This window comes from Paractinoplanes hotanensis (assembly GCF_023717965.1).
GTDB classification, from domain to species: domain Bacteria; phylum Actinomycetota; class Actinomycetes; order Mycobacteriales; family Micromonosporaceae; genus Actinoplanes; species Actinoplanes polyasparticus.
In genome coordinates this window covers 40520-63366 of the sequence record NZ_JAMQOL010000076.1, presented here as the reverse complement: position 1 = coordinate 63366, position 22847 = coordinate 40520, and the positions used below count along the sequence as shown (strand labels likewise).

Sequence of the window (22847 nt, the reverse complement as noted above, 5' to 3'; positions counted from 1 at the left end):
ACTGTTCCCCTGCCATTCGCCGGGGCGTACTCAAATGATCAATATCGCCCCGGCCCGCCAGTAGGGTCATTCGGCACCACTTCAGCCCACCCAGCAAGATCATTGGGTCTTTCGGCACTGCCGTTCGGCGGCAACGACATCCCATTGTGGAGTCGACGACGAAGGCAGGAGTAAAGACCATGTACGGTTCGATTGCCGCCGGCCTCGGCGGCGCCGGAAGCGGACCGGCCTTCGCCTGGGCCCTTGACGAGGCCGAGCGCTCCGGTGACCGGCTCGTGCTGCTGCATGTGTGCGCTCCCGGCTCGCCGCTGGCCTCAGGCCGGGGTGAGCCCGGGCCGGCCGAGGTAGAGGTCGCCGACATCGGCCTCGCCCGCGCATTGGCCTCCGCGCGAGCACGGCTCGGCACGCGACGGACGGCCCTTCAGATCCGCGTCGGTGCGGCGCCGGCCGCTCTGATCGACGCCTCGGCGGGTGTACGGCTGCTCGTTGTCGGCGCCGGGGAAGGCGGTCGCACCGTACGCCGGGTGCTCCGCAACGCGCACTGCCCGGTCGTCGTCGCCCGCGCCGCTGTTCCCTCAGCCGACGGGGTCCTGGTGGGCATCGACGGCAGCGCAGCCGGTGAGATGGCTCTGGAGTTCGCTCATGCCTATGCCGGCGAGCACCACCTACCGCTGAGTACGGTCCATATCCCGCAACCCGGTGAGGCAGCCGGGCGCCACGGGGAGACCGGCTCGGTGGCTGACGGTCTGATCAGCGCCGGACAGCGTGCCCGGCTGCTCGTCCTCGGCGACAAGCGCCGCGGCGTAATGGGACGCCTCCGTACCGGCGATGTGCCCCTGACCGTGGCTCTGGACGCACTCTGTCCAGTTGTGCTGGTGCCGGTCGATCAGCGTGAGGAGGCCCCGCTGTGACCGGTCGGGACGGCCCGATGGCTGATCCTACGGACGTTCGTTCGGCGGTTGACGACTGGTGCCTCGGCTCGGCCGCTGAGAAGTGGTGCGGTCCGGTGATCATCGTAGGCCAGCGGTTCCGCTTGGTCGCGCCACGGTCTAGCCTGGCGCCATGGGTGAGACGTCGCCGTCGGATGATCGGATCGGCCCGCCCTCTCTCGGGATCGGCCCGCTGTCGAGTCTGCAACTGGACGACCTGCTGCAAGAGGTGCTCGACCGGGTCGGGGACGTGATGGCCAGCAGGGAGCGCCTGCGTGCCCTGCTCGACGCCGTCGTCGGGATCAGCACCGACCTCGACCTGCGCAGCACCCTGGGCCGCATCGTGGAGGCTGCCTGCACCCTCGTCGGGGCCCGTTACGGCGCCCTCGGCGTGATCGGCAACGACCGTACCGAGCTCATCGACTTCATCACCCACGGCATCGATCCCGCGACCCATGCCAGGATCGGTGACCTGCCCCACGGCCGCGGCGTGCTGGGTCTGCTCATCACCCACCCCGAACCCGTGCGGCTGCCTGACATCACCCAGCATCCCGATTCGTACGGCTTCCCACCGAATCACCCACCCATGCACAGCTTTCTCGGGGTCCCGGTGCGGACCCGTGACCAGATCTTCGGCAACCTCTATCTGGCCGAGAAGCAGGGCGCGGCCGAGTTCAGCGACGACGACGAGGAGATCGTGATCGCGCTGGCCGCCGCGGCCGGCGTCGCGATCGACAATGCTCGCCTCTACGCCCTGGCCCGGCGCCGGGAGCGCTGGCTGTCGGCCACAGCCGAGATCACCGGCGTGCTCCTCGGCACCGTCCAGCGCAAGGAAGCGCTGCGGCTGATCGCCCGGCGCGCCCGCGAGGTCTCCAGCGCGGAGCTGGTCCTCGTCATGTTGTACGACGAGGAGAACTCCCGCTACACGATCGACGTCGCCGACGGCGCCGACCCATCGTACGCGGCCCTCGTCGGCAAGATTGTGCCGGTGGACCGGGAAACCGCAGCCGCGTTCGGTCGAGAGAAGGTCCGCGCGGTGGAGAGCCTTCGCGCCGCCGCGGAGTGGCCCGGCCCGGTGCCGGACAGCCGGGCGATGGCGGCGCCGTTGGCGGGCGTGGACGCCCTGCACGGCGTTCTGATCGTGACCCAGCCCGATGGCGAGCTGCCCACGGACGAGGACGCGGTACAGCTGTCAAGCTTCGCCGGACAGGCGGCACTCGCCCTCGAGCGCGCCCGCGCCCACGAAGAGCGGCAGCAGCTGGCGGTGCTCGAGGATCGCGAACGCATCGCCCGCGATCTGCACGATGTGGTGATCCAGCGACTGTTCGCCACCGGCATGCACCTGCAGGGAGCCATGCATCATGTGGAACGGCCCGATGTAGCTCAGCGCATCAACACCGCCGTCGACGATCTGGACGGCACCATCCGCGACATCCGGCGATCGATCTTCGAGCTGCGCGCTCCCACCGGTCCATCGCTGCGCAGCGACCTCCGCGAGGCGATCGACGCCGCCGCCGATGGGCTGGGTTTCCAGCCTGTCCTGGACACCTCGGGTCCGGTCGACAGCGCCATCCCCGACGATGTCAGACCTGAGCTGCTGGCCGTCCTGCGAGAAGCGTTGTCCAACATCATCCGGCATGCGCGGGCCACGAGCGTGCGGGTCTCCGTGCGCGCCGCCGACGGAGCGATAGCCCTCCTCGTGGAGGACGACGGCATCGGCTTCGACCCCGCCCGAGCCCGCGGCGGCATCGTCAACATGGGCGAACGCGCTCACGACATGGGTGGGACCTTCGAGATCGGCCCGGGTCCGGATGGGTCCGGCACCGGGCTGAGCTGGCGGGTGCCGTTCCGCGCGTGAATCGGGACCTTCGGCCCTGAACAGCCGTCGGGTGCGCAATGCACCGTTGCGTGTACACCTGTAACGGAGGTTTCCCACGTGAACGCCTACGACGACGCTGACCTGCGAGCGGCGGCCGCAGCGGGCATCCGTGCCCCCTCGATGCACAACAGCCAGCCGTGGCAGTTCCGGCTGCGCGACGGGGCCGTGGAGATCCTGGCCGATCCAGCCCGACAGCTCCCGGCGGCGGACCTGTCCGGCTGGGCCGTACGGCTGGCCTGCGGCGCTGCCACCTACAACGCCCGGCTTGCGCTGGCCGTCCGCGGCCGCCCGGCCGAGGTGTCCCTGCAACCGGTGGCCGCCGCCCCCGAGGTCCTGGCGCAGCTCCGGCCCGAACCCGACCGGCCGCCGTCCCGGATCGAAAGCGATCTTTTCGCCGCCATCCCCCGCCGGCACAGCAACCGGGCGCCGTTCCGGTCCGACCCGGTGCCCGCCGAGTCCCGGATCCGGCTCATCCAGGCCGCCCGCGACGAAGGCGCCTGGCTTGATCTGCTGGTCGGCATGACCGCGCTGACCGGCTTCGCGGAGATCGCCGGCAGCGCCGACCGCGTGCTGCGGCGAAACGCCGCCTATCAGGCCGAGCTCGCCCTGTGGACCCATGCCGACCAAGCCTCCGACGGTGTGCCGGTCACTGCCGGAGCGCCACCACCCGAGCCGCACGATCTGCTCCCCCAACGGATATTCTCCGACCAGCGCCGGCCCGGCGGCCTCGACTACGAGCCCGAACCGCTTGTCGGCATTCTCGGCGTCGCCGGCGATCAGCCGATCGACCACCTGACGGCGGGTCAAGCTCTGCAAAAGGTGCTGCTCACGGCCACGGACGCGGGTCTCGCCGCTTCCATGATCTCCCAGCCCATCGAGGTCGTGGCCGCCCGCGACCAACTACGCCGCTCGCTCGGCCGGTCCGGCTTCCCGCAGATGACCCTCCGCCTCGGCTTCGGCCACGCCACCCATCCGACGCCCCGGCGTACCGTCGACGAAGTGGTGAAGCCCCTCGGAGTACCTCGACCGGCCTGATCCGCGGACTCTTGCGCCCGCTGCCCTCGGGACTTTCGGCCCTGTCCGTGCCCGGCCAACCCTGCCGAGGCTGAAGGCCGACGTCGAGGGAGAACCGGGTGATGACCATGGCAACCACGTTGTCTCCGCCTACGGGCGGTACACGAGCCGGCCGGCGGACGCCCGGGACACGCGCCTCAGGAGCTCCCGCCCGCTCGCTGAAACATCTGCTGGCGCCCCGGTCGGTGGCGGTGACGGGAGCCTTGCAGCAACATGGTCTGGCCGGGTACGAAGTGCTGCGTGCCCTGCGCGACTACGGATTCCGCGGACGTTTGTATCCGGTGCACGAGTCGGGTCGCCCGGTCTGCGGCATCCCCGGCCATCGCACGATTGCGGAGCTTCCCGCGGCCACCGACCTGATCGTCGTGGCCGCCGGCGGCGGTCAGGCGACCGACGCGGTGCGTGAGGCCGGTCGGTGCGGCATCGCCGGCGCCGTGGTGCTCGGTGTCGCGGACACCCAGGAGAATCGCGAACTGGAGCAGGTCGCACGCGACTATCGCATCAGCCTCGTCGGCCCGGGCAGCTTCGGGGTGTTCAACACCGACCCGCGGGTACGGCTCGACGCCACTCTGTCCCGCGCTCGCCCACCGCGCGGCGGTCTGGCCCTCGCTTGCCAGTCGAGCGCGGTCGGAGTGGCTCTCCTCGAGCACGTCACCCGCAACGGCTGCGGTGTGGCGAGTTTCGTCTCGGTCGGGGACGGTCGCGACCTCGGCGACGCCGGCTCGATCGCCTACTGGTACCACGACGCACACACCCGGGCGGTCGCCCTCTTCCCCGACACACCGGGCGATCCTCAGCGGCTCGCAGCGGCAGTCGAGCCGTTGTCGCAACGCAAGCCAGTCCTGGTCGTCGGCGGCACCGGTCCGGATTCGATCATCGCCGGCTCGATGGAGGCCGATTCAGGCATCATCCATACCAGCAGCCTGGACGAGGTGACCGACGCCGCTCGGATGCTGGTGAGCCAGCCGTTGCCCGCCGGGAACAGGCTGGGCATCGTCGGCAACGCCGGCGCCCTCACCGCGGTCGCCGCGAACACCGCCCTGGCACACGGCTTCGTCATGCCGTCCGGCGTCGGGGCCGATGTCGACATCGAGGCCGGTGCGGCCGAGATCGCGGCGGCCGTCGACACCGTCGCCGGAACCGGGCAGGTCGACATGGTTCTGGCTCTCGTGGTCGGCACCCGCGCGAACTGCCCCGCTGCGATCATGACCGCTCTCGCTCACACCCTGGACCGACGGCCCGGACTAACCGCCGCTGTCGTGCTGGCCGGCAGCCCCGACGACATCCACCGTGTGGGAATCCGAGACATCCCCGTCTACCGGCAGCAGGACCGGGCCATCCGAGCTCTGGCCCACACTCACCGTTACGCGATCTGGCGGCGCAGCTCAGCGCATGACAATCTGCGACGCTTGCGGGCCGGACGGCCCTGACGCAGCCTCGCCGGCCGAGCGGACCCTGGACGGACCGACTATCACGGCGAGGTGATCGACATGGCCGATCCAGTGGTGCACTGGGAGATCGGCGGACGCGACCTGACGGCGCTCAGCGCGTTCTACAGCAAGGCATTCGGCTGGACGGTTCGCGAGAACCAGCCAGGCTATGCCATGGTGCAGCCCGTCGACGGTGGACTGGGCGGCGGGCTCATGCAGTCCCGCGAGGGGATGCCGCCGTACGTGACCATCTATGTTCAGGTAGACGATCTTGAGAATGCGTTGCGGCTGGTGAGCGAGCTGGGTGGCGCGACCCTCGTGCCGCCGACACCGATCAGCACTGAGTCGTCCTTCGCGCTGTTCCGTGACCCCGAGGGCAATGCTGTGGGCCTGCTGCAGGCCTCGGGCCCCCTCATCGGCGAATCCACGCCGACGTCAGGGTGACATGAGGCCCGCCTGCAAGGGGGACTCATGGCCCTGGTGCCCGCGTGGCCGGCGGGCAATGATGGAACTGAGTTCGCCGGCACATGGGTGACAATCCAGGGTGGTGGAGGATGCTCCGCCATGGACCCGAGGAGGGCCCGGCCGGCGAACCCGGCGGCTGCGATGCGGATCCCTCGTTTTCTCTCTCTGCCTGATTCGCATCGCAGCGACGCACGGCAACACCCGCCGCCGCCGGTCAGCGAGCGATACGGGACTTCAGGCCCTGCTTCGCTCCTCCCGCCGGGCGCGACGGTGGTGGGACAGCAGAGGAGGTTCCCACCATGACACCGCTGGAGCAGGCTGTCCTCGCGGCGGGACATGCGCCGTCCATCTTCAACACCCAACCCTGGTCGTGGCGGATCGAAGGCGCCACCGTGCAACTCTTCGCCGATCCGGACCGGAAGGTCACCAGCATCGACCCGGACGGCCGCCTGCTCCTGCTCAGCTGCGGCGCCGCCTTGCACCACGCCCGCGTCTGGCTGCGCGGCAGCGGGTGGTCGGTGACGGTGGACCGGCTGCCCGACTCGGAGCGCCCAGATCTGCTGGCCCGGCTGGTGCTGGGCAAACAAGTGCCACCGGACCCGGAGGCGGTCCGCATGGCCGCCGTGATCCCGCGCCGGCACACCGACCGGCGATCGTTCGGCGCCCGGACGGTCAGCGACTTCGAGCTGACCAAGCTGCGCCGCTTCGTCGAGACCGAAGGCGCCTATCTGCACACCGTGCGCCGGGAGCAGGTCGCTGCTCTCGCGTTCTCGATGGACGCCGCCGAGCAGGCCGAGCTCTATGATCCCGCGTACCGGTCGGACCTGCGCGCCTGGACTCAGAGGCCCGGATACCGAGGCGATGGTGTCACGCCGGACACGGCCGTCAAGCCTGGCCCGCGCCGAGTGCCGGTGCGAGACTTCTTCCCCGCGAGCCGCGCGGATCTCGATCCGGGCATCGCCCACGACGAGGGCGCCGCATACGTCGTCTTGTTCGGTCTCGGAGAGCGCCCCATCGACCTGTTGCGCGGCGGAGAGGCGCTGTCCGCGCTGCTGCTGCTGGCCACCGCGGACGGACTGGCGACCGCCCCGCTGAGCGATGCTGTCGAACGGGAGTGGCCACGGCAGCTCGTCCGCCACCTGCTGACCGGACTCGGTGAGCCGTTTCTGATCGTACGTCTCGGCTACCGTTCCGGCCGAGAGCCGGCCCCGGCTTCTGCCCGCCGCGACCTGCGCGACTTCGTCACCGTCACGGCATAGAAACCAGAGCGGACCTCCGGCCTGTCGCCACAGGCCGTGCCGCCCTGACCACGACCATCCTTGAATCCGACGATGGGAGGACATGAAGGAGAAACGGTCATGGTGAACAGACAGATCATCGTCGGCACCGACGGCGCCGGAACGAGCGGCGCGGCGGTCGACTGGGCCGCGCACGAAGCTCAACGCCGACGGGTGCCGCTGCGGATATTTCACGCCTTCGACTGGGATTGGGGTGAGCATCGGCTCGACGCCGGAGTCGAGGAGACCGAGGCCGCGCGCCTTCTTGCCGAGACGGTCGTGGTGAGCGCGTTCGACCGGGCCCGGGAGGTGGCGCCGGACATCACGATCGAGACCGACATGCTGATCGGACCCGCCGTGCCGCGGCTGCTCGAGGTATCTCGCGGCGCGGAGCTGCTCGTGGTCGGCAACCGGGGACGCGGCGGGTTCGCGGGCCTACTGCTCGGCTCGGTCAGCCAACGCGTTGCCACGCACGCCTTGTGCCCCGTGGTTGTCGTACGCGGGCGCCACAGCGTCACCGGAGGCCCGATCGCCGCGGGTGTGGACCATTCACGGGCCGCTGATCTGGTTCTGCAGAACGCCTTCACGGCCGCGAGCGAACAAGGCTGCTCGTTGGCCGTCATCCGAGCGTACGAGCCGGTCATCCCGCTTTCCCTGTCGCCGGCGGCGTCTCGCACGGTCGCCATCCCGTCCCAGGACGAAGCCGAACAGGCCCGCCTGGAGGCCAGGCTCGCGCCCTGGCGGGCCAAGTACCCTGAGGTGCCCGTCGACGAGGTCATCAGCCACGAGAGCGCCGCCTCCGCCCTGGTCAAGGCCTCCCATCAAGCGCGGCTGGTCGTCGTCGGCAGCCGTGGCCGCGGTCTGATCACCGGCGGGCTGCTCGGTTCGACCGGCCTGCAACTGCTTCACCACGCCGAGTGCCCGGTGCATATCGCTCGACCGGTGAGCTGACGGGAAGCGCGCGATGGGCAAGGACACGACGATTCGAAAGGACGCTCGAAATGCCGGCGCGGCTACTTCGGGTATGCCGGGCGAATTCCGGTGACGTGAAAGGAGACAGCCATGGCAACAGATCCCCTGGCCCAGGCAGCGGTCTTCTCCGGCCAGGCACCGTCCCTGCACAACAGCCAGCCTTGGCACTGGGTCCACGCCGGCGAGACGCTCGATCTCCGGCTGGAGCCACGACGGGTCCTGCCGATCACCGATCCGGACGCCCGGCTGGCCGTGCTCAGCTGCGGCGCGGCGCTGCATCACGCGCGAGTGCATCTCGCGGCGACCGGCCGGGCCATCGAGGTGAACCGGATGCCCGACGACGATGATCCGGACCTGCTGGCCCACATCGTCCTGGGAGCGGAGGCGCCGGTCGATCACGACGCTGCCCGGCTGGAAAAGCAGGCCTCGCGGCGTCGTACGGATCGGCGCGCCCCACCGGGCTCGCCCCTGGACCGGCACCTGGTGCGGACCATCCAGCAGGCGGTGATCGGTCAGGGTGCGGGTCTGGCGGTGCTTCTGCCGTCCCAGGTCTTCGCTCTGGCCGAAGCGGCCGAGGCAGCCCGCAACGTCGAGGCCGAGGATCCGGGCTGGCAGGTGGAGGTGGCCGGCTGGGTGGGCAGCCACCATCCCGAGGGAACCGGCATCCCCTCCTCCGCCCTGCCCGACGACCCCTACCTGCTGACCGCACCGGCCCGGGCGCTACGCCGCGCCGGCGCCGAGCTCATCACCGAGACGCACCACCACGCCGCCTACTTCACGGTGCTCTACAGCGCCGATGATGACCGGTTCGGGTGGCTGCTGGCCGGTGAGGGCTTGTCTGCGGGCTGGCTGACCGCGGCCGTGCTTCGCGTGGGAGTCCTGCCGTTGAGCATCGTCACCGAGGTGGCTCGCAGCCGGGACACCATTCGGCGGTTGCTCGACTGGGACGGCTACCCGCATCTGGTGCTGAGGCTGACGACCGGCACGACCGGTGACCTCCCGCCCGCCACCCCGCGGCTGCGGTCGACCGACTACATCACTTACCTCTGAGCGAGTGCGCCGCGTCGCCGCCGCTCAGCCGGTCAGGAATACCGGGCAGCGCCAGACGGGTGATCCGTACGGCGAATCCACGTCAGGAGCTCTGCGCGATCAGAACCTCCGCGACGGGCCGGCGCGGCGTCGCGGCGGCTGGAGCACCATACCCGAGGCGGATCACCATCTGCGCCCAGCGGTCGGTCCGCGGGTCCGACAGGACGTCGCGGATCGAGGGAATCTCCACCGGCTGACTGATGGGTGTCGTGGCCAGATTCAGACGGGTCGCCACCAACAGGATGCGCTGCAGCGCCTGACCGGCCTGCAACCATTGCGCCGGCGCGTCTCCCACCGTGGTCAGCACCGCGATGGTGGGGTACGGCTCGAACTCCTCACCGTGACGCGACGGCTGCGACATGACCACCCCGAAGTCGCGCATGGGGATGCGTTCCAGTGCGTCCCACGGCCCCATGGCGTGAGCCGGGATGCCGTCCAGTCGGCCCGGCAGCGGACGCGTCCAGCGGTTCAGCTCCGCGAAGTAGCCTCCCCGCCCTCGCAATCTGTCTGCTGCGGCGCGCCCGAGACTGACAATCACTGTGCGGCTGGCCCGGTCGGCCACGGTCAGGCGCGCGCCTTCGTGGACCGCCGCGTCGCGCAGTTTGTCAACCACGTCGGCTGGAACGACGGCGGACGAGAAGGGCCGCCGGTTGGTGTGCCGCCGGCTAATCGCGGTGGCGAGCTCGTGCGCCTCCGGACTCGGCTCGGCGGGTTGCTCCGGGCGAACACGGGCCACCAGGTCGGGCTCATCCGGATCCGGATAGGCCTCGACGGCCGGTATCCAGCCCGCGTCCCTGATCGCCGCCCTCAGCGTGAAGAGCGCCGCGCCGACGCTGATGGTCAGTTCGCGGCCGTGCGGGTCGAGCACCTCCAGACGACGGGCCGGATCGGCGTACACCTCGACGGTCTCACCGTCGATGCGGAATCGCCAGGGCTGGCTGTTGTGCAGCGAAGGCGCCAGCGTAGCGGCCTCGACGCATCGAATCAACATTCCCCTGTCCACAGTGGGCATCTCGACCTCCTCCACTCCACGCTAGGCGGACTGCCACCGGTCGGTCAGGGCCGGAGGGCCCGATCTGCCCGGCACACCCCGCCTTCCGGCCCTGCCACAGCACGACGAGCGGCGTTGTCCTGGAGCAGAAGACTCTCTGGGAGGTGACATGAACCGCTATCCGATGCGGGTCGAAGCCCGCCGCGACCCCACGCTGAGCCGCTGGCTATGGCTCGTCAAATGGCTGCTGCTCATCCCGCACTACATCGTCCTGGCAGTGCTGTGGACCGGCCTAGTGGTGCTCACCCTGGTGGCCTACCTGGCCGTGCTGTTCACCGGCCGCTACCCGGCAGCGCTGCGCGCCTACAACCTCGGCGTGCTGCGCTGGAGCTGGCGCGTCGGCTACTACGGCTACCAGGCTCTCGGCACCGACGCCTATCCGCCGTTCACCCTCGCGGACGTCCCGGACTATCCGGCACGCCTGCACCTCGAGCCGGACGGCCCACCGCCACGCTGGCTACCCCTGGTCGCCTGGCTGTTCGCGATTCCGCACCTGGTCATCCTGGGCGCGTTGACGGCAGCCGGAACCCGCGACAACGACGTCCGGATCAGCGTCCTGGGCGCCGTCGTGCTCGTCGCCGGCCTGGCTCTGCTGTTCACCGGCCGCTATCCCCGGGGACTGTACGACCTGCTCGTGGGCGTCGCCCGGTGGAATTTGCGAGTGATCGCCTATCTGACCCTGCTCACGCCCCAGTACCCGCCGTTCCGCCTGGACCAGGGCGACACCGAGCCGGACCCGCCACCCGACGACCCGGCCGGGGCCGCGGGCCCGGTGGCTGTGCCTCACCGGCGGACAGGATCGATCGCCGGGTCCGTCGTCGCTCTGGTAGCCGGCGTGCTGCTGCTTGCCCCGGCCGCCGGGTTGGGCATCGGTGGTGGCGTGTTGCTGGGCCTCGACTCGGCACGCGACCGCAACGGTTACGTGGCCTCGCCGACGCTGCAGCTGAGCACGAATACGGCCGCCGTCACCGCGGAGAACCTGGTCATCGCCGACACCGAGGTCTGGACGCGGAACCTCGCCGACGTTGGCGGCCTACGCGTGACCGTGGCCTCGCCCACCGGCGAACCCTTGTTCGTCGGTATCGCCCGGCAGCGTTCGGTCGACGCCTGGCTGGCCGGCACCTCGCACGACCAGCTGGTCGGGTTCAACTCCGGCGCGGGCCGTTACGACCGCGCCTCCGGCGCAACCCGCGCGATCACCGACCCGGCTGCCCAGCCGTTCTGGCTGGCCACCGGCACCGGCTCCGGCGCCACCCTGCGGTGGAACGTCACCGACGGCGACTACGCCGTGGTCGTCACCAATCTCGACGGCACGCCCGGAGTGGCGGCCGACGTCGAGGGCGCCATTCAGATCCCCGACCTCACCGGCCTGGGCGGCGGACTGCTCGCCACCGGCATCGTGCTGGGCCTGATCGCCATCGGGCTGATCGTGCTGGGCGGCGTCGGCATCGGCCGCCGGCACAGCCCGCCACCATCAGCGCCCGGTCCGGCCGGTCCGGCGCCTCAGCAGATTCCCCCCGTGACCGTGGGGACGTAGCCCGAAAGAAGGCCAACCATGACCGATTCCCCGATCCCGGTCGACCTGCGCGAGGCGGCCGTGACCCGCTTGCGCAAGAAGCGCGACCTGCAAGCGCACCTGCTCGCCTTCGTGCTGGTCAATCTCTTCCTGAACGGGATCTGGCTGCTGACCACCCCTGGCGGTTTCTACTGGCCGATGTTCCCGCTGCTCGGCTGGGGCATTGGCCTCGCCTTCCACGTCTGGGACGTCTACGTCGGCTCGAATCCTTCCGAGGAGGCCATCCGGGCCGAGATGGACAGACTCGGCCGCCGCTGAAGCACGAACACGCGTGGCCCGGGCTTTCACCCGGGCCACGATTCCGGTTGCACCGGGTCAGCCGATGCCCATCCCCAGACGCACGCCCCGCATCTGGCGGTCGTCGTAGCTCCAGTCGAGTGCGGACCGCACGTCGACCACGCCTGCCACCTGCCTGGTCAGTCGCTCCGCGATCTCGGCCGAGGACCATCGGTCCACCCGGCCGGACAAAGTGACCACCCCATCGGTCACGGTGGCCGTCACCTTCGCGTTCTCATCGTCGACGTACGGGTGCAGGACGCCCGACTCGATGTCGGCCAGAATCTCGTCGTCCGCACGCAGGTGAGCCTTGAGCAGATCGGCGCGAGAGACGATCCCGATGAGCCGTCCGAGGTCATCGATGACGGGCAGGCGCTTGACGTTCTCCCGGTCCATCAGCCGAGCGGCCGCCGCGATCGAGGTGCCGCTGAGGGTCACCACGGCGGGAGCGCTCATCAGGTGCTCCACGGTCTGCGCCCGGGACTTGCGGCGCTCGCCACGACGCTGCCGGCTCTCGAACAGCCGCGGCTCGTCCTCGCCGGCATATTCGATCTTTCGCAGGAGATCGGCCTCGGACACGACACCGATCACGTGCCGGAAGGCGTCGACCACCGGCGCCGCGCTCAGCCTGTTCTCGATCAGCAGATCCACTACGTCTCGGTAGGAGGCGGTCGCGTCCACGGACAGGACCACCTTGGTCATCACATCGTTGACGCTCCAGGTCTTCAACGCGCCCCTCCTTCGTCCGTTGTCCCTTTCCGGACGGTACGGCGGAGTCGTACGCGGCCATCAGGGCCGAAGGTCCCGCCCGGCCAGGACTGCCTACCGCGCAGTGCAGCCATCGTGGGCGCCGTGTGCCGCCGAGGTGATCGGCCAGAGCCGCCACGGGCCGGTTGCCGGCAAGGTCCATGGTCGCCTCGGCGCCCGTGCCGGAGCCCGGAGGACGCTACCTCGACCCGATCAGCGCCGCCGAACGGGTGCGGATCGGGCCGGTCGACCCGGGCCGTTCAGCCCTGTGACACCGGCCCACACCGGTACAAGCTCGAAGTCATCAGACGGGCGGCGGAACCGCTCGGACCGCCGGAGGTGCACGATGACTCGCAGCTGGCACAACCTGGACCCCCGGCAACGAGCCGCGGTCACGGTGCTCGCGGCGGCCGAACTGCTCTGCACCGCTGTGGCTGCCGCCGATCTGGCGCGGCGACCCTCGTCTTCCGTGCGGGGCGCCAAGGCGGTGTGGTGGCTCGCGGTCTTCGTGCAGCCGATCGGGCCGCCGGCCTACCTGATCTGGGGCCGCCGCGGCCGGAGATGAGGTTGGCGTGGAACGGCCTCAGGCGTACGCCGTCGAGCCTTGGCAGCTGCGCGAAACTCATCTCGACCGGCAGCTGCTCGCTCGGTCGGAGTCCCTCTTCGCGCTCTCCAACGGACACCTCGGACTGCGCGGCAACCTCGACGAGGGTGACCCGCACGCCCTGCCGGGCACCTATCTGAACTCCTTCTACGAGCTGCGCCCGCTGCCGTACGCCGAGGGCGGTTACAGCTATCCGGAGTCCGGCCAGACCATCGTCAACGTGACCGACGGCAAGGTGATCCGCCTGCTGGTCGACGACGAGCCGTTGGACGTGCGCGACGGCCGGCTGCTCCACCACGAGCGCGTGCTGGACCTGCGCGAGGGGGTGCTGCGCCGTTCCCTCGAATGGCGATCGCCGGCCGGGCGGACGGTCCGGGTCCGCTCGACCCGGCTGGTGTCGTTGACGCACCGGTCGATTGCCGCGATCGAGTACGAGGTGGAGGCGGTCGACGCGCCGGTGCGAGTGATCGTGCAGTCCGAGCTCGTGGCCAACGAGGCCTTGCCGGGACCGATGCGCGATCCGCGCGTATCGGCGGTGCTGCGGGCGCCGCTCGTGGCCGAGCTCAGCCACGCCACGGGCACCGGCGCAATGTTGATGCACATCACCCGCGAAAGCGGTCTGCACCTGGTCGCCGCCATGGACCACATCGTCGAGGGGCCACCCGATCTGCGCTGTACCAGTGAGGCGTACGAGGACCTGGCCCGAACCACGATGGTCTGCCGGCTGATGCCCGGTCAACCGCTGCGCCTGGTCAAGCTGCTGGCTTACAGCTGGTCCGAACACCGTTCACGGTCCGCGCTGCGCGACCGGGTGGCCGCGGCGCTCGAAGGGGCCCGTTACGAGGGCTGGGACGGTCTGCGACGCGAGCAACGGAACCGCCTGGACGCCTTCTGGGACGACGCTGACGTCGAGGTGGACGGCGACGCCGAGGTTCAGCAGGCGGTCCGCATCGCGCTGTTCCACGTATTGCAGGCGGGGGCGCAGGGTCGAGGCCGCCCCATCGCAGCCAAGGGCCTGACCGGGCCCGGCTATGACGGACACGTGTTCTGGGACACCGAGCGCTTCGTCCTTCCGGTGCTGACCGCAATTCAGCCCGGCGCGGCGGCCGAGGCGCTGCGCTGGCGGCACTCCACACTGGGCCTGGCGAAGGAACGTGCCGCCACCCTGGGCTGGTCCGGCGCCGCCTTCCCGTGGCGGACCATCCGCGGCCAGGAATGTTCCGGCTACTGGCCGGCCGGGACGGCGGCGGTACACATCGGCGCCGACATCGCCGACGCGGTGGTGCGGTACGTCGACGCGACCGGCGACGCGGACTTCGAACGAGAAGTCGGCGTCGACCTGCTCGTGGAAACGGCGCGGTTGTGGGCCTCCTTCGGCCATTACGACCGGGACGGCGCCTTCCACCTCAACGGTGTGACCGGACCCGACGAGTACACCGCGATCGCCGATGACAACGTCTACACCAACCTGATGGCCCAGCGGAATCTCCGCGCGGCCGCGGACAGCGTCGAGCGCCACCCGGAGCGCGGCGAGACGCTCGACGTGCGCAAAGAAGAACTCGTCGTCTGGCGGGCCGCCGCCACCGCCATGAGCATTCCGTACGACCCACATCTCGGGGTGCATCCTCAGGTCCGTGGCTTCACCCTGCGGAAGGAGTGGGACTTCGCCGCCACCCGGCCCGGCGAGTATCCGCTCCTGATGCACTTTCCGTACCTGGACCTTTATCGGACTCAAGTCGTCAAGCAGGCGGACCTGGTGCTCGCCATGCATTGGTGCGGAGACGCGTTCACGGCCGAGGACAAAGCCCGCAACTTCGCCTACTACGAACAGCGCACCGCACGCGACTCCTCCCTGTCGGCGTGCGCCCAAGCGGTGCTCGCCGCCGAGGTGGGACATCTGGAGCTGGCCCACGACTACATCGGCGAGGCGGTGCTCATGGACCTCTACGATCTGCATCACAACACCCGTGACGGCCTGCACATCGCGTCTCTGGCCGGAGCGTGGCTGTCGCTCGTCGCGGGGCTGGGCGGCATGCGCGACCACGGCGGTGTGCTGTCGTTCACACCCCGCCTGCCCCGCCGAATCGACCGGTTGGCCTTTTCCCTGTTGTGGCACGGCCTGCGCCTGCGGGTGACGGTCAGCGCGCACGAGGCCGTCTACTCGCTGCGCGGCAACGACAACGCCGGCGCCGAGCTGGAGCTGAGGCATCACGGTGAACCGCTGGTGCTCACCACCGAAGCCTCGGTCACCCGGCCGATCCCGGCCGCGGCGCCCCTGACGTCCGAACCCGCTCAGCCGGCCGGACGCAGGCCCGCGCCGCGACGGCTCACCGCAATACCGGAGTAGCTGCTAGCCGGCGGCGCAGGGTCGGAATCCCGGGGTTGGAAGGACCATCGGCCCTGCCCGGATCCGGCGTGCGAGACAAGAGTCAAGGCAGAGGGACAGGGAGGGATTGTCATGGCTAGTGGTTGGCGTGGATTCCAGGGATCGGGCTGGCGCGACACGGTCGATGTAGCCGCCTTCGTGCGGGACAACGTCATTCCGTACGAAGGAGGGCCCGCATTTCTCGAAGGCCCCACCCACCGGACCAGCCGGATCTGGGAGCAGCTGACGCGCATGTTTCCCGAGGAGCAGCGGCGCGGAATCTACGATGTGGACGCGCACACTCCGTCAAGCATCACCTCGCACGCGCCCGGCTGGATCGACCGGGACCACGAGCTGATCGTCGGCCTGCAGACGAGTTCACCGCTGCGCCGGGCGATCATGCCCAACGGAGGCCTACGGATGGTGCAGGCCGGCCTGGCCGCGTACGGGTACGTCCTCGACGACCACGTGAAGACCGTCTTCAGCGAGTACCGCAAGACACACAACGACGGTGTCTTCGACGCGTATCCGGCGGATGTCAAGGCCGCACGGCGCTCGCACATCATCACCGGGCTGCCCGACGCCTACGGTCGTGGCCGGATCATCGGCGACTACCGTCGCGTCGCCCTCTACGGCGTGGACCGGCTCGTCACCGAGCGCCAGGAACGCAAGGCCGAGCTGGACGATCTGACGTCCACTGCTGATGTCATCCGCGATCGGGAGGAACTGGCCGAGCAGATCCGCGCGCTCGAAGAGCTGCGGTTCATGGCCGAGCGGTACGGCTACGACATCACCGGACCGGCCACGACCGGACGCGAAGCCATCCAGTGGCTGTACTTCGCCTACCTGGCCGCGACCAAGGAGCAGAACGGCGCCGCGATGTCGCTCGGGCGCACCTCCTCGTTCCTCGACATCTATCTGCAGCGTGATATCGACGAAGGCGTACTGACCGAGGCGCAAGCTCAGGAGCTGATCGACGACTTCGTCATCAAGCTGCGCATCATTCGGTTCCTGCGCACCCCCGACTACGACCAACTGTTCTCCGGTGACCCGACGTGGGTGACCGAGGCGCTCGGGGGCATCGGCGACGACGGCCGGCCCCTGGTGACCCGTACGAGCTTTCGCTACCTGCAGACCCTCTACAACCTCGGTCCCGCGCCCGAGCCCAACCTGACCGTGCTCTGGTCACCGCGACTGCCCGAGGGTTTCAAGCAGTTCTGCGCGCAGGTCTCCATCGACACCAGCTCGATCCAGTACGAGAACGACGACCTGATCAGGCCCGCCTACAGCGACGACACCGCGATCGCCTGCTGCGTGTCGGCCATGCGCGTCGGCAAGGACATGCAGTTCTTCGGCGCACGGGCCAACCTGGCCAAGGCGCTGCTCTACGCCATCAACGGCGGCCGGGACGAGGTGACCGGCGAGCAGGTCTTCGCCGGCGAGCCGATCGTCGACGACGTGCTGAGCTTCGACACCGTCATGGACGCGTACGACAAGACCCTCGACTGGCTGGCCGAGACCTACGTCGACGCGCTCAACGTCATCCACTACATGCACGACAAGTACGCCTACGAGCGTCTCGAGATGGCCTTGCACGACTATCCCGTGCACCGCTTCCTCGCCACCGGCATCGCCGGCCTGTCCGTCGCCGCCGACAGCCTGAGCGCCATCAAGCACGCTCAGGTGAAGGTGGTGCGGGACGCCTCCGGCCTGGCCGTCGACTACGAGATCGACGGTGGTTTCCCGGCATTCGGCAACAACGACGACCGGGTGGATGACATCGCCGTCGACCTGGTCGAACGGTTCATGGCCAAGATCCAGAAACAGCCCACCTACCGCGACGCCGAGCCGAGCTTGTCCGTGCTCACCATCACGTCCAACGTCGTCTACGGCCGGAAGACCGGCAACACCCCGGACGGCCGGCGTGCCGGCGAGCCGTTCGCGCCGGGTGCCAACCCGATGAACGGCCGGGACAAGCACGGCATGGTCGCCGCCGCCCTGTCGGTGGCCAAACTGCCGTACCGGTCGGCCCGTGACGGCATCTCGCTGACCATCACCGTCAGCCCGGACGGGCTCGGCCACAGTCGCGAGGAACGCGTCACGAACCTGGCCGGCGTGCTGGACGCCTACACCGACGGCGGCGGCTTCCACATGAATGTCAACGTGCTGAACCGGGAGACCCTGGAGGACGCGATGGCGCACCCCGAGAACTACCCTCAGCTGACCATCCGGGTCTCGGGCTACGCGGTCAACTTCGTCAGGCTCACCCCGGAACAGCAGCGCGACGTCATCTCCCGGACCTTCCACGGGTCGCTGTGATGACCACGACGGCCCGGACGGTGACCGGCTCCCTCCACTCCTTCGACGTGTCGACAGGAGTGGACGGGCCGGGCACCCGGTTCGTCGCGTTCCTGGCCGGCTGCCCCCTGCGGTGCCTCTACTGCCACAGCCCGGACACTCAGTACCGGCGCCACGGCGGCCTGACGACCGCGGAAGCCCTGCTCACCGAGATCCGCCGCTACGAACGTTTCCTCAAGGTCTCGCATGGCGGCGTCACCGTGAGCGGCGGGGAGCCTTTGCAGCAGGTCACTTTCACCCGCGAGGTGCTCCGCAGCTGTCACGAGATGGGACTGCACACTGCCCTGGACACCAGTGGCTTCCTCGGGGACCGCGCGGACGGCGACCTGCTCGACGCGACCGATCTCGTGCTGCTCGACATCAAGAGTGGAGATCCCCGAACGTACGCGCAAGTGACCGGCACGGGTCGTCTCGAGCCCACTGTCCGCTTCGCGCATCGCCTGGCGGAGCTGGGCAAACCCATCTGGGTACGGTTCGTGTTGGTGCCCGGCCTGACCGACGATCCGGCCAATGTGGAGGCCGTTGCCCGCATCGCCGCCGGGGTGTCCACGGTAGAACGGATCGAGGTTCTCCCGTTCCACCGCCTCGGAGAGCGGAAGTACGCCGCCTTGGGGCTGCCCTTCCCGCTCGCCGGAACGCCGGTCCCCGACGCCGCACTGCTGGAGCGGGTGCGTGGCCAGTTCCGTGACCACGGGTTGACCGTGTTCTGAACCGGTCGGAGACGCGGATGCAGACCGAGCAGGCGAATCCGGAATCCGGCCGGTAAGACGATCCTGGACCAGACAGGACCTCCGGCCCTGAACAACATCCGGGGAAGGCGACACGGTGGTGGTGAGACCCGGATCGGAGGTTCCTGCCGTGACATCCGACGATCACATTCCCACGGCACAGCAGACGTCGCCGTCGGCGTACGGCGAAGCGGACCTCCGCGCGGCGGCAATCGCCGGTATCCGTGCCCCCTCGATGCACAACAGCCAACCATGGCAATTCCGGCTCCGTGACGGCGCCGTCGAGATCCTCGCCGACCCCGGTCGGCAGCTTGCCGTCGCCGATCGATCGGGTTGGGCGGTCCGGCTGGCCTGCGGCGCCGCGACCTACAACGCCCGGCTGGCCCTGGCCGTGCGCGGGCGTCCGGCCGACGTGCGACTGTGCCCGGACCCGGACCCGGAGATCATCGCCCGGCTCTCGCCGGGCCGCGGACGCCCGCCGACCTACACCGAGGAGGCGTTGTACGCCGCAATTCCGCGTCGGCACAGCAACCGGGCGCCGTTCTGGTCGGAGGCGGTGCCCGCCGAGATCCGGCACCGCCTGATGAGCGCTGCCCGTGACGAACACGCCTGGCTCGAACTGTTGGTCGGCATGACAGCGCTGGCAAGCTTCGCCGAGATCGCCGGCAGCGCCGATCGGGTGCTGCGCCGCGACAGCACGTACCAGTTCGAGCTGGCCGAGTGGACGCATGCGGGCGATGCCGCCGACGGTGTACCGCGCCAGGCCGGTGGTCCGGTGCCGGCTCCGCATGATCTGCTTCCCCAGCGGGGTTTCGGCGACCGGCCACGGGCACCGGGCCGCGACTATGAGCCCGAGCCCCTCGTGGGCATCCTCGGCGTGCCCGGCGACCGGCCGATGGACCAGATCACCGCCGGTCAGGCTCTGCAGCGGGTACTGCTGACCGCGACCGACTCGGGACTGGCGGCCTCATTGATCTCGCAGCCGATCGAGGTGCCCTCCGCTCGCGAACAGCTGCGCCGCTCGTTGCACCGAACCGGTCTCCCGCAGATGGCGCTACGCCTCGGGTATGGCGTGCCCGGCCGGGGCTCGCCACGCCGAGCCGTGCCGGATGTCCTCATCCGGTAAGGGTGAGTGATCAGCGGCCGGCGTGCGGACTCCACCAGCGCGAGCCGTCTACGCCCACCACGGTGTCGGTATCCCGCACATCGGACAGGGGGTGGTGTGTCATCTCCTACTCCTGTCGGTTGAGTCGATCCGGCGCCGCTTGGTGCGCCGCGCAAGTGCCGCCACGCCGCTCGGCCCAGTGACAGAAAGTCCTCACCGGCCATCTGCCGGAGTGCAACCAGACCCACCGTGATGCCGGAGAACCCAGCGATCGCATACAGCAGCCGGCTGTCGGCCAGCGAAACCCATGTGGGTCCCAGCACGACGCGATGCGGCGACGCGGCGCCGGCCAGTGCGCTTGCCACCGCCACGGCGACGAGCAGCATGGCCCTGGCGGCAGTCTGGACGAAGGCGAAAACCCTTCCGCGTACCGCGTCGTCGACCTCGCCACCGATGAGCGTGACGCCACAGAGGAAGGCCAGGCCCGCACCGAAACCGACGATCGCCACTTCGGCCAGGGCGACCACCAGTCGTGCGGTGATGGACAGCAGAACCACAGCGAGACCGGCCAGCTGGACGGACAGGCCGAACACCACGCGCCGGGGCACGCGTCCAGCCAGTTTCGGCCCGGCGAGCACACCCAGCCCGAAGCCGATGAACAAGCCGGCGAACAGCAGACCGAAGGCGGCGTCACCACCGCCGAGCGACCGGCTGTAGAAGCGCGCCCCGCCCACCACGATGCCCGCACCGGCGAAGGCGCCCAGCAGCCCGATGATCAGGCCTCGCAGCAACGGAGTCCCGGTGAGGTGGCGCCACCCGGTCCATAGCGCGTCAAGGGCCGGCTCGGCGGGCGCCGGCACGGCAGCACGCCGGCCGGAGATCTCTCGTACGCCGAAGTGGACGACCGCCGCGCAGGCGAGGAACGTCAAAGCGTTGAAGTAGAGCGCGAATGCGACCGCATCGATGCGGCCCAGGCTCGGCAACCTCGCCGCCCCGGCGAAAGCCAGAGCCGCCAGCACCGGCGTGATCCCGTAGGTGGTGATGATGGTCAACTGGTTCGCCGTCTCGAGCCGGTGGCGAGGTATCAGGTTCGGCACGGCCGCTTCCTTGGCCGGGTTCCACACCATCGCGACGGCTTGAGCGGTGAATGAGGCAACGCCAATCCAACCGATCACGAGGACACGGTTGTGCGACAGCAACGCCGCAGTCGGGATGGAGGCGAACAGCAAGAAGCGCACCACGTCGACCAGCACCATCGTGTGCCGCCGGTCGAACCGGTCGGCCAGCACGCCGCCGATCGGCCCGAGCACGAGCGACGGCAGCAGCTGAACGGCGATGATCGCGCCGAAAGCGGCGCCCTGGCCGGCCGGCGAACTCAGCTGCGCGGAGGCGAACGAAGAGGTCGCCAGCAGTCCCAGCCAGTCACCCAGGGACGATAGCCCGAAGACGAGCCACAACCGCCGGAACGGGCGTAGCCGGACCACCTCTGCCAGCGCGGAGGAACCCAAGTGCTGCCCGGTGTTCATGGGTTTCACGATCCGACGCGGATGGCCGGTTGCGGCAGGGCCGAAGGACCGTCACGGGTGGGGCCCACCTGTCAGGGCAGCCCGTACGGACGCGACCCGGCGGCCTCGATCTCGATCAGCCGGTTGTATTTGGCCACCCGTTCGCCCCGAGCCGGTGCGCCGGTCTTCAACTGCCCGCAGCCGGTTGCCACGGCGAGGTCGGCGATGAAGGTGTCCTCGGTCTCGCCCGAGCGGTGCGAGACCATCTGGGCCCAACCGGCTTCCCGGCACAGACGCATGGCCTCGAGCGTCTCGGTCACCGTGCCGATCTGGTTGACTTTGATGAGCGCGGCGTTCGCCGCCCTGCGGCCGATGGCCTCCGCGACGATGCCGGGGTTGGTGACCAGCAGGTCGTCGCCGACCAGTTGGGTCCGCGGGCCGAGCCGCTCGGTCAGCCTGATCCAGCCGTCCCAGTCACCCTCGGCCAGACCGTCCTCGATGCTCCACACCGGATACCGGTCCACCATGGCCTCGTACCGGCTGATCATGTCGTCGCTGGTGAGTTTCTCCGCTGCGACATGGTAGTGGCCCTCACGATAGAACTCGCTGGCGGCCGGGTCGAGCGCGATGGCGATGCCGTCTTGGCCGATCCGGTAGCCGGCGTCCGAGACGGCATCGACCAGCAGGCTCAGAACGTCTTCGGGGGTGTCGATCTCGGGTGCGAAGCCGCCCTCGTCACCCAGACCAGTGGCGAAGCCCTTGTCGCTCAGGCGGCGGCGCAGCGCCGCGTAGACCTCAGCGCCGGCGCGGACCGCCTCCGCGAGGCTGGGCGCCCCGAGCGGCGCGATCATGAATTCCTGGAAGTCGAGGCGGTTCGGGGCGTGCATGCCGCCGTTGACGACGTTGAAGTGCGGCACCGGCAGGCGTGGCGTCGCGCCGGCCGGCGTCAGGAAGCGCCACAGCGGCAGGTCTGCGAGCAGGGCGAACGCCCGAGCGGCGGCCATGGAGACACCGACGACGGCGTTGGCGCCCAGGCGCGCCTTGGTGTTAGTCCCGTCGGCCTCGATCATCGCCCGGTCCACTGCCGCGAGATCGGTGAAGTGCCGGCCGGTGAGCAGGTCCTGAATCTCGCCGTTGAGGTTGGCGACGGCCTTCAGCACGCCCTGGCCGGAGTAGCGGTGCGGGTCGCCATCGCGCAGTTCGACCGCCTCACGGCTACCGGTCGACGCACCGGACGGCACCCCGGCGCGCACAGTCCGGCCGTCGGCCAGCCGCAACGTCACGGCCACGGTGGGGCGGCCCCGCGAATCGAGCACTTCCACGGCCTTCAGGCCGGCGATCGTCAGCGTCATGTCGGACTCCTCGGTGATTGCCTCGTGATGGCGGCACTTCGACTGTGTCACCGGACGGCCACGCA

General features: G+C 69.6%; 18 protein-coding genes and 1 pseudogene. 15 read left to right on the top strand and 4 right to left on the bottom strand.

What is annotated here, in order from left to right; genetic code table 11:
* Nucleotides 1-179: 179 nt before the first annotated feature.
* From LXN57_RS43410 to LXN57_RS43375, 8 genes are all read left to right on the top strand, one after another.
* Nucleotides 180-911 (top strand): universal stress protein, encoded by a 732-nt coding sequence (locus tag LXN57_RS43410; protein WP_251804155.1) that lies wholly within the window; start codon nucleotides 180-182, stop codon nucleotides 909-911.
* Nucleotides 912-1062: 151 nt separating this feature from the next.
* On the top strand, nucleotides 1063-2787 hold the full coding sequence (locus LXN57_RS43405; RefSeq protein WP_251804154.1) for a GAF domain-containing sensor histidine kinase: 1725 nt from the start codon (nucleotides 1063-1065) through the stop codon (nucleotides 2785-2787).
* Nucleotides 2788-2865: 78 nt separating this feature from the next.
* Nucleotides 2866-3843, top strand: a complete 978-nt coding sequence (locus LXN57_RS43400) for an Acg family FMN-binding oxidoreductase (protein ID WP_251804153.1) — start codon at nucleotides 2866-2868, stop codon at nucleotides 3841-3843.
* Nucleotides 3844-3944: 101 nt separating this feature from the next.
* Complete coding sequence (locus tag LXN57_RS43395; RefSeq protein WP_308206705.1) at nucleotides 3945-5312, top strand: CoA-binding protein; 1368 nt, start codon at nucleotides 3945-3947, stop codon at nucleotides 5310-5312.
* A gap of 60 nt (nucleotides 5313-5372) precedes the next feature.
* Nucleotides 5373-5756, top strand: coding sequence for a VOC family protein (locus LXN57_RS43390; protein WP_251804151.1), 384 nt, complete (start codon nucleotides 5373-5375; stop codon nucleotides 5754-5756).
* A gap of 320 nt (nucleotides 5757-6076) precedes the next feature.
* On the top strand, nucleotides 6077-7036 hold the full coding sequence (locus LXN57_RS43385) for an Acg family FMN-binding oxidoreductase (RefSeq protein ID WP_251804150.1): 960 nt from the start codon (nucleotides 6077-6079) through the stop codon (nucleotides 7034-7036).
* Nucleotides 7037-7135: 99 nt separating this feature from the next.
* A complete protein-coding gene (locus tag LXN57_RS43380) occupies nucleotides 7136-8005 on the top strand; it encodes a universal stress protein (RefSeq protein WP_251804149.1) in 870 nt (289 codons plus the stop codon).
* Nucleotides 8006-8116: 111 nt separating this feature from the next.
* Nucleotides 8117-9076 carry an Acg family FMN-binding oxidoreductase gene (locus LXN57_RS43375; protein ID WP_251804148.1) on the top strand — a complete coding sequence of 320 codons (960 nt, stop codon included), beginning with the start codon at nucleotides 8117-8119 and terminating at the stop codon, nucleotides 9074-9076.
* A gap of 82 nt (nucleotides 9077-9158) precedes the next feature.
* Here LXN57_RS43375 and LXN57_RS43370 read toward each other — a convergent pair whose 3' ends face one another.
* The gene (locus tag LXN57_RS43370; RefSeq protein WP_251804147.1) at nucleotides 9159-10127 is read right to left on the bottom strand and encodes an Acg family FMN-binding oxidoreductase; all 969 of its coding nucleotides are present in this window, start codon (nucleotides 10125-10127) and stop codon (nucleotides 9159-9161) included.
* A gap of 148 nt (nucleotides 10128-10275) precedes the next feature.
* On the opposite strand from LXN57_RS43370, the gene LXN57_RS43365 reads away from it, so the two are divergent.
* Both LXN57_RS43365 and LXN57_RS43360 read left to right on the top strand, forming a co-directional pair.
* On the top strand, nucleotides 10276-11703 hold the full coding sequence (locus LXN57_RS43365) for a DUF4389 domain-containing protein (protein ID WP_251804146.1): 1428 nt from the start codon (nucleotides 10276-10278) through the stop codon (nucleotides 11701-11703).
* Nucleotides 11704-11721: 18 nt separating this feature from the next.
* Nucleotides 11722-12000 carry a 2TM domain-containing protein gene (locus LXN57_RS43360; RefSeq protein WP_251804145.1) on the top strand — a complete coding sequence of 93 codons (279 nt, stop codon included), beginning with the start codon at nucleotides 11722-11724 and terminating at the stop codon, nucleotides 11998-12000.
* A gap of 57 nt (nucleotides 12001-12057) precedes the next feature.
* Here LXN57_RS43360 and LXN57_RS43355 read toward each other — a convergent pair whose 3' ends face one another.
* Nucleotides 12058-12747 (bottom strand): CBS domain-containing protein, encoded by a 690-nt coding sequence (locus tag LXN57_RS43355; protein ID WP_251804144.1) that lies wholly within the window; start codon nucleotides 12745-12747, stop codon nucleotides 12058-12060.
* A gap of 364 nt (nucleotides 12748-13111) precedes the next feature.
* Between LXN57_RS43355 and LXN57_RS43350 the strand changes: the two genes are divergently transcribed.
* From LXN57_RS43350 to LXN57_RS43330, 5 genes are all read left to right on the top strand, one after another.
* Nucleotides 13112-13330 carry a PLD nuclease N-terminal domain-containing protein gene (locus LXN57_RS43350; RefSeq protein WP_251804143.1) on the top strand — a complete coding sequence of 73 codons (219 nt, stop codon included), beginning with the start codon at nucleotides 13112-13114 and terminating at the stop codon, nucleotides 13328-13330.
* 7 nt (nucleotides 13331-13337) lie between these two features.
* On the top strand, nucleotides 13338-15716 hold the full coding sequence (locus tag LXN57_RS43345; protein WP_251804142.1) for a glycoside hydrolase family 65 protein: 2379 nt from the start codon (nucleotides 13338-13340) through the stop codon (nucleotides 15714-15716).
* 111 nt (nucleotides 15717-15827) lie between these two features.
* A complete protein-coding gene (pflB, locus tag LXN57_RS43340; protein ID WP_251804141.1) occupies nucleotides 15828-18053 on the top strand; it encodes a formate C-acetyltransferase in 2226 nt (741 codons plus the stop codon).
* Complete coding sequence (gene pflA / locus LXN57_RS43335) at nucleotides 18053-18802, top strand: pyruvate formate-lyase-activating protein (RefSeq protein ID WP_251804140.1); 750 nt, start codon at nucleotides 18053-18055, stop codon at nucleotides 18800-18802. The genes pflB and pflA overlap by 1 nt, the downstream gene beginning before the upstream one ends.
* Nucleotides 18803-18950: 148 nt before the next feature.
* Nucleotides 18951-19946 carry an Acg family FMN-binding oxidoreductase gene (locus tag LXN57_RS43330; protein WP_438872979.1) on the top strand — a complete coding sequence of 332 codons (996 nt, stop codon included), beginning with the start codon at nucleotides 18951-18953 and terminating at the stop codon, nucleotides 19944-19946.
* 377 nt (nucleotides 19947-20323) lie between these two features.
* Here LXN57_RS43330 and LXN57_RS48470 read toward each other — a convergent pair.
* Both LXN57_RS48470 and eno read right to left on the bottom strand, forming a co-directional pair.
* A pseudogene (locus tag LXN57_RS48470) lies at nucleotides 20324-21451 on the bottom strand (MFS transporter); the annotation flags it as partial.
* A gap of 71 nt (nucleotides 21452-21522) precedes the next feature.
* Nucleotides 21523-22782, bottom strand: coding sequence for a phosphopyruvate hydratase (eno, locus tag LXN57_RS43325; protein ID WP_251804139.1), 1260 nt, complete (start codon nucleotides 22780-22782; stop codon nucleotides 21523-21525).
* Nucleotides 22783-22847 lie beyond the last annotated feature (65 nt).

Bases quoted from the DNA above. Each gene is read 5' to 3' on its own strand.
- LXN57_RS43385 (WP_251804150.1), top strand. From the start codon at position 6,077: ATGACACCGCTGGAGCAGGCTGTCCTCGCGGCGGGACATGCGCCGTCC.
- LXN57_RS43405 (WP_251804154.1), top strand. From the start codon at position 1,063: ATGGGTGAGACGTCGCCGTCGGATGATCGGATCGGCCCGCCCTCTCTC.
- LXN57_RS43395 (WP_308206705.1), top strand. From the start codon at position 3,945: ATGACCATGGCAACCACGTTGTCTCCGCCTACGGGCGGTACACGAGCC.
- LXN57_RS43390 (WP_251804151.1), top strand. From the start codon at position 5,373: ATGGCCGATCCAGTGGTGCACTGGGAGATCGGCGGACGCGACCTGACG.
- LXN57_RS43350 (WP_251804143.1), top strand. From the start codon at position 13,112: ATGACTCGCAGCTGGCACAACCTGGACCCCCGGCAACGAGCCGCGGTC.
- LXN57_RS43370 (WP_251804147.1), bottom strand. From the start codon at position 10,127: ATGCCCACTGTGGACAGGGGAATGTTGATTCGATGCGTCGAGGCCGCT.
- LXN57_RS43375 (WP_251804148.1), top strand. From the start codon at position 8,117: ATGGCAACAGATCCCCTGGCCCAGGCAGCGGTCTTCTCCGGCCAGGCA.
- pflB (WP_251804141.1), top strand. From the start codon at position 15,828: ATGGCTAGTGGTTGGCGTGGATTCCAGGGATCGGGCTGGCGCGACACG.
- LXN57_RS43380 (WP_251804149.1), top strand. From the start codon at position 7,136: ATGGTGAACAGACAGATCATCGTCGGCACCGACGGCGCCGGAACGAGC.
- LXN57_RS43360 (WP_251804145.1), top strand. From the start codon at position 11,722: ATGACCGATTCCCCGATCCCGGTCGACCTGCGCGAGGCGGCCGTGACC.
- eno (WP_251804139.1), bottom strand. From the start codon at position 22,782: ATGACGCTGACGATCGCCGGCCTGAAGGCCGTGGAAGTGCTCGATTCG.
- LXN57_RS43365 (WP_251804146.1), top strand. From the start codon at position 10,276: ATGAACCGCTATCCGATGCGGGTCGAAGCCCGCCGCGACCCCACGCTG.
- LXN57_RS43410 (WP_251804155.1), top strand. From the start codon at position 180: ATGTACGGTTCGATTGCCGCCGGCCTCGGCGGCGCCGGAAGCGGACCG.
- pflA (WP_251804140.1), top strand. From the start codon at position 18,053: ATGACCACGACGGCCCGGACGGTGACCGGCTCCCTCCACTCCTTCGAC.